Annotated in this window: 11 protein-coding genes; 4 read left to right on the top strand and 7 right to left on the bottom strand. The window is 70.7% G+C overall.

Going from position 1 to position 8,963, the window contains the following annotated elements; translation table 11 throughout:
- The first annotated feature begins 366 nt into the window (after nucleotides 1-366).
- Nucleotides 367-1,482: a YihY/virulence factor BrkB family protein gene (locus ACFWW9_RS32380; RefSeq protein WP_390385817.1), complete on the top strand. Its 1,116-nt coding sequence runs from the start codon at nucleotides 367-369 to the stop codon at nucleotides 1,480-1,482.
- A gap of 6 nt (nucleotides 1,483-1,488) precedes the next feature.
- Here ACFWW9_RS32380 and ACFWW9_RS32385 read toward each other — a convergent pair whose 3' ends face one another.
- From ACFWW9_RS32385 to ACFWW9_RS32410, 6 genes are all read right to left on the bottom strand, one after another.
- Nucleotides 1,489-2,628: a hypothetical protein gene (locus ACFWW9_RS32385; RefSeq protein ID WP_390385819.1), complete on the bottom strand. Its 1,140-nt coding sequence runs from the start codon at nucleotides 2,626-2,628 to the stop codon at nucleotides 1,489-1,491.
- Nucleotides 2,628-3,017, bottom strand: coding sequence for a hypothetical protein (locus ACFWW9_RS32390; RefSeq protein WP_390385821.1), 390 nt, complete (start codon nucleotides 3,015-3,017; stop codon nucleotides 2,628-2,630). Before ACFWW9_RS32390 ends, ACFWW9_RS32385 begins: the two co-directional genes overlap by 1 nt.
- A 100-nt stretch (nucleotides 3,018-3,117) precedes the next feature.
- A complete protein-coding gene (locus tag ACFWW9_RS32395) occupies nucleotides 3,118-3,738 on the bottom strand; it encodes an L-threonylcarbamoyladenylate synthase (protein WP_390385823.1) in 621 nt (206 codons plus the stop codon).
- A gap of 23 nt (nucleotides 3,739-3,761) precedes the next feature.
- Nucleotides 3,762-4,355, bottom strand: coding sequence for a GDSL-type esterase/lipase family protein (locus tag ACFWW9_RS32400; RefSeq protein WP_390385825.1), 594 nt, complete (start codon nucleotides 4,353-4,355; stop codon nucleotides 3,762-3,764).
- On the bottom strand, nucleotides 4,352-4,639 hold the full coding sequence (locus tag ACFWW9_RS32405; RefSeq protein ID WP_390385827.1) for an antibiotic biosynthesis monooxygenase: 288 nt from the start codon (nucleotides 4,637-4,639) through the stop codon (nucleotides 4,352-4,354). Before ACFWW9_RS32405 ends, ACFWW9_RS32400 begins: the two co-directional genes overlap by 4 nt.
- A gap of 149 nt (nucleotides 4,640-4,788) precedes the next feature.
- Nucleotides 4,789-5,043 carry a DUF3039 domain-containing protein gene (locus ACFWW9_RS32410; protein WP_245887506.1) on the bottom strand — a complete coding sequence of 85 codons (255 nt, stop codon included), beginning with the start codon at nucleotides 5,041-5,043 and terminating at the stop codon, nucleotides 4,789-4,791.
- Between the two features lie 64 nt (nucleotides 5,044-5,107).
- Between ACFWW9_RS32410 and ACFWW9_RS32415 the strand changes: the two genes are divergently transcribed.
- Together ACFWW9_RS32415 and ACFWW9_RS32420 are read left to right on the top strand one after the other, a co-directional pair.
- On the top strand, nucleotides 5,108-6,019 hold the full coding sequence (locus ACFWW9_RS32415) for a pseudouridine-5'-phosphate glycosidase (protein WP_390385829.1): 912 nt from the start codon (nucleotides 5,108-5,110) through the stop codon (nucleotides 6,017-6,019).
- Nucleotides 6,016-6,897, top strand: a complete 882-nt coding sequence (locus ACFWW9_RS32420; RefSeq protein WP_390385831.1) for a carbohydrate kinase family protein — start codon at nucleotides 6,016-6,018, stop codon at nucleotides 6,895-6,897. Before ACFWW9_RS32415 ends, ACFWW9_RS32420 begins: the two co-directional genes overlap by 4 nt.
- On the opposite strand, the gene ACFWW9_RS32425 is transcribed toward ACFWW9_RS32420, so the two are convergent.
- Nucleotides 6,876-7,196: a DUF3099 domain-containing protein gene (locus ACFWW9_RS32425; protein WP_390385833.1), complete on the bottom strand. Its 321-nt coding sequence runs from the start codon at nucleotides 7,194-7,196 to the stop codon at nucleotides 6,876-6,878. The genes ACFWW9_RS32420 and ACFWW9_RS32425 overlap by 22 nt on opposite strands.
- 94 nt (nucleotides 7,197-7,290) lie before the next feature.
- Between ACFWW9_RS32425 and ACFWW9_RS32430 the strand changes: the two genes are divergently transcribed.
- Nucleotides 7,291-8,799: a PucR family transcriptional regulator gene (locus ACFWW9_RS32430; protein WP_390385835.1), complete on the top strand. Its 1,509-nt coding sequence runs from the start codon at nucleotides 7,291-7,293 to the stop codon at nucleotides 8,797-8,799.
- Nucleotides 8,800-8,963 lie beyond the last annotated feature (164 nt).

Consider the following 8,963-nt stretch of genomic DNA (forward strand, 5'->3'; position numbering starts at 1 on the left):
GTCGCCAGGAGCCCGGTGAGGGCGTCCCTCAGCCTACCCGTTCGCGGCGGCGGCACCCGACACCGACGCCGCCTCCACCCCCGTTGACGCGGAAGAACCGCTGGTCAAGACCGTGGGGACGGGTTTCGGCACGCCGATGTCGGGACGGAGGGCAATCCGGACAACTCGGATGACCCCGCGGTTCGCGGTTAGTCCTCGCGGTTCGGGGAATACCGGGGGCGGGGAACACCGGGTCCCCCGGACTCACCAGGTGGAGGCAGCCGTTGAAGGTCCCGTCCGGCCGCGGACTCCCCGGCACGCCGCTGTTCACCGGAAACCCGGCCCGCGTTCGGCCCGTCAGTGACGCGGAACCGCTCCCCATGCACCATGCTTGACCTTGAGATGGGTTCGCCGACGGACGACACCAGGCACGCCTCCCCCGCCACCGCGCAAGAGCCGCTGCGGCGCGGGCCGGGGCGTCTTGTGGCGCGCACGCTGAAGAAGGCGTGGCAGGGCAACCTGTTCTCCGAGGCCGCCGAGGCCGCGTTCTGGCAGACCCTCTCGTTCCCCCCGCTGCTGCTCGGCCTGCTCGGCAGCATGGGCTACCTGGGCGACTGGCTCGGCCCGGAGGTCGTGAGCCAGGTCAAGGAGAAGATCATCGGCTTCTGCCGGACGATCTTCAGCCGCGACGTCGTGTCGGGCGTGATCGAACCGACCGTCGACCAGATCCTGACGACGGGCAAGGGCGAGATCGTCTCGATCGGCTTCGTGATCTCGCTGTGGGCGGGCTCGTCGGCGATGTCGTCGTTCGTGGACGCGATCACGGTCGCCCACGACCAGTACGGCGTCCGCAACGAGGTGTGGCAGCGCATCTTCGCGCTGCTGCTGTACATGGCCAGCCTGGTGCTGCTGATCGTCGGCCTGCCGGTGCTGGCGCTGGGCCCCGACCTGCTCACGCAGTTCCTGCCCACGAGCTGGCAGAACACCGTGTCGTACTGGATCGGCGTCTTCTACTACCCCGGCCTCGCCGTGCTGCTGATCCTGGCGCTGGCGACGCTGTACAAGCTGTCGCTGCCCAGGAAACTGCCCTGGCACCGGTTGGTGCCGGGGGCGGTGCTGGCGATGGCGGTGTTCCTGCTGTCGTCGATCGGGCTGCGCCTCTACATCCAGTGGATCACCACCACCGGCTACACGTACGGCGCTCTGGCCACGCCGATCGCGTTCCTGCTGTTCGCGTACTTCATCGGCCTGGCCATCACGATCGGCGCGTACTTCAACAGCGCGATCCAGGACATGTGGCCCGCGCGGATGACCCGCCGCCAGCGCCGACGATGGCGGCGCCTGGAGATGGAGCGGACGGCGGAGCGCATCCGCGCGGACGAGAACCTGGGGACGAAGGTGCCGGAGCAGGGCCCCTCGCCCGACCTCGGCACCGCGCCGTCCCCGGCGGACACCACGCCCACGACCAGGCTGCGGGTGCCGCCGGAGAACGCGCAGAGCTGACCGGCGTCAGCCCTCGTCCGCCCCGAAGACGCTGAACTCCAGCGCGTCCGCGGCGAGCGCCACCTGGTAGCAGTGCGCGGCGAGGTGCCGGGACGAGGCCCCGGTCAGCGGGGTGAACGACTGGGTGACGATCTGCGGGACGCCGGTCTTCCCGGCGACCAGTGCGACCCGCCCGTACCCCGGCCGCGCCGACCCGGCGAGCAGGGTCTCGGGCGTGATCAGCGCCGAGGTCGGTCCGACCTCCGCCTCCATCCCGCAGAGCAGTTCGCCCTCGGTGTACGGCTCGACGCTGTCGACGAGGAACACCTGCACGACGTGGGAGCGACCGTCCGGCAGCGGAACGCTGACGTCGTAGTGGTTGCCGTGCTCCGCCCAGCCCGCGCCGAGGTGTTCCGCGACCGTCGCGATCCGCTTCTTCAGCCGACCGGTCCGACCGCCCTCCACGGCGGCGGGCGGCAGGCCCGACGTGCCAGTGCTCGCGGGCACCGGGTCGTCCGTCAGCAGCCACCGCTTGACCAGGTCGTCCAGCCCGATGTCGGACTCCCGCCCCTCCTCGAGGAAGTCGACGGCGCGCTCGAGCGTGACCGGCCTGCCCCACCCGGCCACCAGCGGGTGGCCGCCCAGCGCCGCGCGCCAGGTCGGCGCGTGGGCCCCGACGTAGCAGGCTCCGAGGATCGCCAGCCGCAGGCCGGGCGAGACGGTGGCCGGGTCGAGGTCGTCGGGGCGCACCGTCGCGCCGTCGCAGCACTCCAAGCTGCCGTCCGCGCCGCCGTGCGAACTCCAGTAGAAGCCCGCCGGGGTCAGCCCCTCGACGCCGGTGCCCGTGCCCGCGACCGCCTCCAGCAGGTCCTCGCGGGTCGCCTGCCGGTCGAAGACGACGGTGTACCCGGCGTCCCGCAGGACGGCGATGTCGTCGTCGATCTCGGCCAGCTCCATGGCCAGCATCGCGCGGTCCTGCTCACTGGTCGTCTTGTAGCCGAACAGGAACAGGAACGCCTTGCCGTCGCCGATGCCCTGGCCGGTCGGGGCGTGCACCTCCCTGGCGGCCGGGTCGTCGCTGCGGGCCTCTGTGGTCCAGTGCTTCGGACCGGGGCGTCGATCGACCCAGTCGGCGGGCAGGAACACCTCGCCCACGCCGTCCGCCATCAGAAGTCGTCCCGTGCGGCGTGCTGCGACTCCAACGCGTCCGCGGTGCGAGCGAGGACCCGCAGCGGCAGGGCGAACTCGTCCGGGTCGAGGCTGGCGAGCGCCGCCTTGTGGGAGAGCACGTAGTCGCCGTCGTCGTCGAGGGCCAACGCGCCGAGTGCGAGTTCCGCGTTCTTGCGGAGGGCGACCCGCGGGGTCATCTCCGCCTCTTTGCAGACGTAGCTGCGGAACTCGATCCAGTCCTGGTCGAACGACTGGTAGTGGCTGACCACGACCTGCTGCGACCGCCCCGAGTCGAAGGACCAGAGCAGGGAGAACCACGTCTCCTCGTCCTGGTTCAGGGTGTACGCCGTGCGTGCGTGCTCTCGAAGTTCATGCCACGTCGGCATGTCGTGCTCCTCTTGGGTCCCGAGCGGCGACGGTTCGGTCGTCGCCAGCGCGCAACCCTATCCACCCGTTCGGGGGAACCCCGGACGGGTGGCGACGGCGCTATTCGAACCGGCTCGGGTCCCCCGCGCCCACGCGGACGATCTCCGGTTCACCGCTGGAGTAGTCGATGACCGTCGTGGGCACGGTGCCGCACTCGCCGGAGTCGATGACGCCGTCCACCACGTTGTCCAGCCGCTCCTTGATGTCCCAGCCCTGGGTCATCGGCTCCTCCTGGTCCGGCAGCAGCAGCGTGCTGGACAGCAGGGGTTCGCCGAGTTCGGCCAGCAGCGCCTGGACGACGGTGTGGTCGGGGATGCGGACGCCGACGGTCTTCTTCTTCGGGTGCATCAACCGCTTCGGGACTTCCTTCGTCGCCGGGAGGATGAACGTGTAGCTGCCCGGCGTGGCGGCCTTGATCGCCCGGAACGCCGCGTTGTCCACGTAGACGAACTGGCTGAGCTGGGCGAAGTCCTGGCACACGAGGGTGAAGTGGTGGCCGTCGCCGAGGTGGCGGATCTCCCGGATGCGGTCGATGCCCGCCCGGTTGCCCAGCTGGCAGCCGAGCGCGAAGCACGAGTCCGTGGGGTAGGCGATCAGGCCGTCGTTCCGGATCAGGTCGACGGCCTGGCTGATCGACCGCTTCTGGGGGTTGTCCGGATGCACATCGAAGTACCTGGCCATGGGTGGAGCTTAGGGTCGTCCGGTCAGGAGAACACTTCGAGGTCGATCGACCCGGCGATGGCCGCGGCTCCGGCGTCGTTCGGGTGCAGGTGGTCGCCGCTGTCGAGGTCCGCGCGGTAGCGAGCGGGGTGGGCGGGGTCGCGAAGCGCGAGATCCACGTCGACCACGGCGACGAACTCGTCGGTGGTCCTGACCCACGCGTTGACGGCCTGCCTGGCCTGCTCGAGTTCCGGGGTGTCGAAGCCCTCGAACGGCGTGCCACCGGTCGGCGGCAGCGTCGCGCCCAGAGGCCGCACGCCTGCGGCACGAGCCGCGCGAGCCAGGGTCGTGAGGCCCGCGATGAGCTGGTCCGCGGTGGGCGCGGGGACCATGCCGAGGTCGTTGACGCCGAGTTCCACGACCACGTGGGTGACGTCGGGGACGTCGAGCGCGTCGCGGCGGAACCGCGCCAGGCCCGAGTCCCCGTAGCCATCGGCGAGCAGGCGGTTGCCCGCGATGCCCGCGTTCCACACCTTCGTGCCGAGCCTGCGGGCCAGGACGTCCGGGTAGGAGTTGCCCGCGGCGGCCCCGACGCCCTCGGTCAGCGAGTCGCCGAAGCAGACGACCACGGGGCTCACGCGGTCACACCTTCCTCGGCGGTGACGAGCGAGTCGATGGCGGCGAAGAACGCGGCGATGCCCGGCCGGTTGGGGCCCTTGGCGCGGGAGGCGGCGAAGTCCTCCGGGGTGCTCCACCACACGACGTCGAGCCACTCGTCGTTCGGCAGGCGGACCAGTTCGGCGTCGAGGAAGCCGACGCGGTCCTCGCGGAAGTCCGCCAGCATCGCCTGCCGGGCGGCCAGCAGGTCGTCGACCTTCTCGGGCAGCACGCGGAACCTGGTGAGTTCGACCGTCTTCGCCATCGTGGTGGCCTTCCTCGTCGTGGGGTTGACGAGTCCACCATAACGTCACCAAGCCAGATAGTCATCTCCAGTGACTAAATTGCCGGTGGAACGACGAATCGGGACGGGCCTCCCTGAGGTGCGCCCGCCCCGATCGTCGGAAGCCGTGCCTAGTCGTCGCCGCCGGGCGGCAGGCCGTCGTAGATCTTCTTGCAGTCCGGGCACACCGGCGAGCCGGGCTTGGCCGACTTGGTGACCGGGAAGACCTCGCCGCACAGCGCCACGACGTGCGTGCCCATGACCGCGCTCTCCGCGATCTTGGCCTTGCGCACGTAGTGGAACATCTTCGGGGAGTCGTCACCGGTGGAGTCGGTGCCCTGGGACCGCTCGTCGGTCTCCGGAAGCGTCTGGGTCAAAGTGCTCACCCCACCATGATGCCCCACCGCTCGTTTTCGGCCTAGCGGGTCGGCCGTTGCATCATTACCGCTTGTGACGACTACGAGGATCGCCGAAGAGGTCGCCGACGCGTTGGCGGAGAACCGGGCAGTGGTGGCGCTGGAGAGCACCATCCTCGCCCACGGGCTGCCGCCGGGCCGCAACCGCGAGGTCGCCGGACGGCTGGAAGCGGTCGTGCGGGCGGCGGGCGCGGTGCCCGCGACGATCGCGGTGCTCAGCGGCGTCCCGGTCGTCGGGTTGAGCACCAACGAGCTGGACCGGGTCTGCGATCCGGCCAACGACCTGGTGAAACTGTCCCGCCGCGACCTCGGGCCCGCCTACGCGCTGGGCAAGGACGGAGCGACGACGGTCGCCAGCACGGCGGCCCTCGCGGACGCCGCGGGCGTGCACGTGTTCGCCACCGGCGGGCTCGGCGGCGTGCACCGGGGCGCGCACGACTCGTGGGACGTCTCGGCCGACCTGGACGTCCTGGCCACCACGCCGGTGCTGGTCGTCTGCTCGGGCGTGAAGTCGGTGCTCGACATCGGCGCGACCCTGGAGCTGTTGGAGACCCGCTCGGTGCCGGTGCTCGGCTACCGCGTCGACCGGTTCCCCGCGTTCTACCTGCGGGAATCGGAGTTCGACGTGCCGTGGCGGGTCGACGACCCGAAGCACGTCGCCGCTGTCGTGGCCGCGCACCGCGACCGCGTTCCCGGCCGGTCCGGGGTGCTGCTGGCCAACCCGGTGCCGTTCGAGTTCGAGATGGACCGCGACCTGCACGACCGGCTGCTCGCGGACGGCCTGGAGCTGCTGAAGACCCGCGGCGTGCACGGCAAGAACGTGACGCCGGTGCTGCTGGAGCACTTCCACGGCGCCAGCGGCGGCGTGAGCCTCGACACCAACGAGGCGCTGGTCATGTCCAACGCCAGGCTCGCGGCCGAGGTCGCCGTGGAGCTGGCGCCGTGACGATCGTGGTCGTCGGCGACGCCGGGCTCGACGTCGTGGCCCGGCACGTCGGCCCCATCCCGCACGGCGGCGACGTGCGGGCGAACGTGACCATCGAACCCGGCGGCGCGGGCGCGAACACGGCGGCGTGGCTCGCCGAGTGCGGCGCGCAGCCGGTGCTCGTGGCGCGGGTGGGCGCGGACTCCGCGGGCCGCCAAGTGCACGCCGAGCTGACGGCGGCGGGCGTGCGCTGCGCGTTCGCCGTCGACCAGGAGGCCGCGACCTGCTGCGTCGTCTGCCTGGTCGACCCGCAGGGCCAGCGCAGCATGCTGGCCGACCGCGGCGCGAACGCCCGCTTCTCCCCCGCCGACCTGGATCCCGGTCTGCTGGCGGACGCGACCCACCTGCACCTGTCCGGCTACGTCCTGCTCGACGCCTCCTCCCGCCCCGCCGCGCTGGCGGCGTTGGCTGCGGCGCACGAGGCGGGACTGACGACGTCGGTCGACCCGCAGGCGTCCGTGCTGCTGGACCTCGACCCCGAGGGGTTCCTGAACGACGTGCGCGGTGTCGACTTCCTGATGCCCAACGCGGAGGAGCTGATCGCGCTCACCGGCTCGGCGGACCCCGCCGCGGCGAAGGCGCTGCTGGACGTCGTCGGCACGGTCGTCGTGACGTCCGGCGCGGACGGCGCGAGCTGGGTCGACCAGGACGAGATCGTGTCCGTGCCGGCCGAACTGGTCGAGTGCGTCGACTCGACGGGCGCGGGCGACGCGTTCGACGCGGGCTTCCTCGCCGCGTGGCAGCGGGGCGTCTCCAAGCGGGAGGCGCTGCTGGGCGGCATCAGGGCCAGCGCGAGGGCCGTGACCCTGGTGGGGCCTCAGCCGTCGATCACCCGGTGATCCTTGCCGGACGACTCGAGCGCCTTGCGCTCGACCTCGTACCGGCTGGGCTTCTCGGACTTGCGCGGCGGCCGGTCGTTCGCGATGAGCACGGCCATCCACGGCAGCGGGATCGACAGCACGAGGAACGCGACCGAGAGCCACCAGACGTTGATGAAGACCATCGCCAGGACGATGCACGGGATCCGCGCGCTCATCATGATCGCGTACTTCCGCTTCCGAGCCTTGTGCTGCTCGTCCAGGGACAGAGCGGCCTCGGTGATGAGCACCGGGGTGTCGTCACGCTCGGATGTGCTCACGACACCACCTCCACTTTCATCGTCCCACTATCGATACCCATCCAACACCCGCCGGAGAGGGGTCTGCACAACAGGGCCGACCTAGGATCCGGTCGTGGTTGCCCTTGATCGGCTGGTCGACGTGCTGGGAAGTCTCGGCACGCATCTGAGCTGCGCCCCTCGCGGCCGCGACGTGGAGCTGCGCGGCGTGGCACTGCACGACGTGGCGGAGCAGACGGCGACCGCCCCCGATGACGTCCTGCTGGCACTGGGCATCCCCTCCCCCGCCGCCGCGGCCCGCCTGGTCGGCACGACGAACGCCGCGGTCGTCGTCCTGCACGGCAGACCCCCGCTGGACGAGAAGGTCACCACCGCAGCCCGCAAGTCCGGCGCGGCGGTCCTCCTGGTCGACCCCTCGGTCCCCTGGAGCCAGTTGGCGTCGGTCACGCAGACGTTGGTCATGGGCGGCCAACGCTCCGGCGACCTGTTCGCGGTCGCCGACGCCATCGCCGCCGTCGTGGGCGGCCCGGTCACGATCGAGGACCAGCAATCACGAGTCCTGGCCTACTCCTACCGCCAACAGGACGTCGACCAGGTCCGAGTGCAAACGATCCTCGGCAGGAAGGTCCCGGAGGAAGCCCGCGCGGCCCTCGACACCTACGGCGTCTTCGCCCACCTCGCGGCCTCGGACGAACCCATCTACGTCCCCCGCTTGACCGAGCAGCTGGGTGCACGCCTGGTAGCGGCGGTCCGCGCAGGCCGTGAACTGCTCGGCTCGGTGTGGGTGGAAGTCGACGGCCCGGTAGACACGGCACGAGAAGCCGCACTCGTGGACGGAGCCCGCACCTCCGCCCTCCACCTCCTCCGCGCCAGAGCCAGCGCCGACCTGGAACGCCAAGCCGAAGCCGACCTCGTGATCGCCCTCCTGGACTCCCCGTCCGGCGCACCAGCGGCGCTGGCCAGACTGGGACTGCCCTTGGTGGACCTCAGGGTGATCGCCGTCCAGGCCCACGTGGGCGACGCCGACCACGGAGCCGCACTACTGGCCTTCGAACGCGCCACAGCGGGCTTCGGCTGGTCAAGACCGGGCCGCAGCGCCCTGTTCGGCAACGTCCTCTACACCGTGGTCCCCTGCGGCGACTCCCCGGAAGCGGCCGAGGACTGGGTCCGCAACCTGGCCCGCGAAATGCCAACAGAGGCAACGGTCCTGGCAGGCATCGGCGGCCCAGCGGACGCGATACAGGTGTCGTCCTCCCGCCAGGAAGCCGACGAATGCCTAGCCCTGTCGACAGGGGAACCAGTCGTCTACGACGCCGCCTGGAGCCAGGTACTCCTGGAACGCCTGGCAGCCGCAGCAGACAGCGGCCGCCTACCAACACGCGGCCCAGTAGCGGAATTGCTCAGACACGACCGAGAACACGGAACCCAATACGCCCTGACACTGCGAGCCTGGCTAGCGGCCCAGGGCGACGCAAGAGAAGCAGCACGCGAACTTTCGGTACACCCCAACACGTTGCGCTACCGCATGCAACGCATGGCAGAAGTGACAACACTGCCCTTGGACAACCCGGACCAGAGACTCGCAATGGCCATCGCCCTCGCAGTACACGGCCGACGCGGCTGAACCGAGCCCGGCCGGCGACCATGCACGGACCTGGCACAAGCATGGCGCCTACTTACGGGACCGGCACGTGCCTGTTGACCTGCTACGGAACGCTACGGGCCGCCCGCAACCGTGGCCGATTTTACTTGGGGATTTCGGCCTTAAAATTGGAGATCGGGCAGGGC

Source organism: Umezawaea sp. NPDC059074, assembly GCF_042738955.1.
Taxonomy (GTDB): Bacteria; Actinomycetota; Actinomycetes; order Mycobacteriales; family Pseudonocardiaceae; genus Umezawaea.

Excerpts from the sequence above, each read along its gene's own strand:
- ACFWW9_RS32380 (WP_390385817.1), top strand. The coding sequence starts at position 367 with ATGCTTGACCTTGAGATGGGTTCGCCGACGGACGACACCAGGCACGCC.
- ACFWW9_RS32385 (WP_390385819.1), bottom strand. The coding sequence starts at position 2,628 with ATGGCGGACGGCGTGGGCGAGGTGTTCCTGCCCGCCGACTGGGTCGAT.
- ACFWW9_RS32390 (WP_390385821.1), bottom strand. The coding sequence starts at position 3,017 with ATGCCGACGTGGCATGAACTTCGAGAGCACGCACGCACGGCGTACACC.
- ACFWW9_RS32395 (WP_390385823.1), bottom strand. The coding sequence starts at position 3,738 with ATGGCCAGGTACTTCGATGTGCATCCGGACAACCCCCAGAAGCGGTCG.
- ACFWW9_RS32405 (WP_390385827.1), bottom strand. The coding sequence starts at position 4,639 with ATGGCGAAGACGGTCGAACTCACCAGGTTCCGCGTGCTGCCCGAGAAG.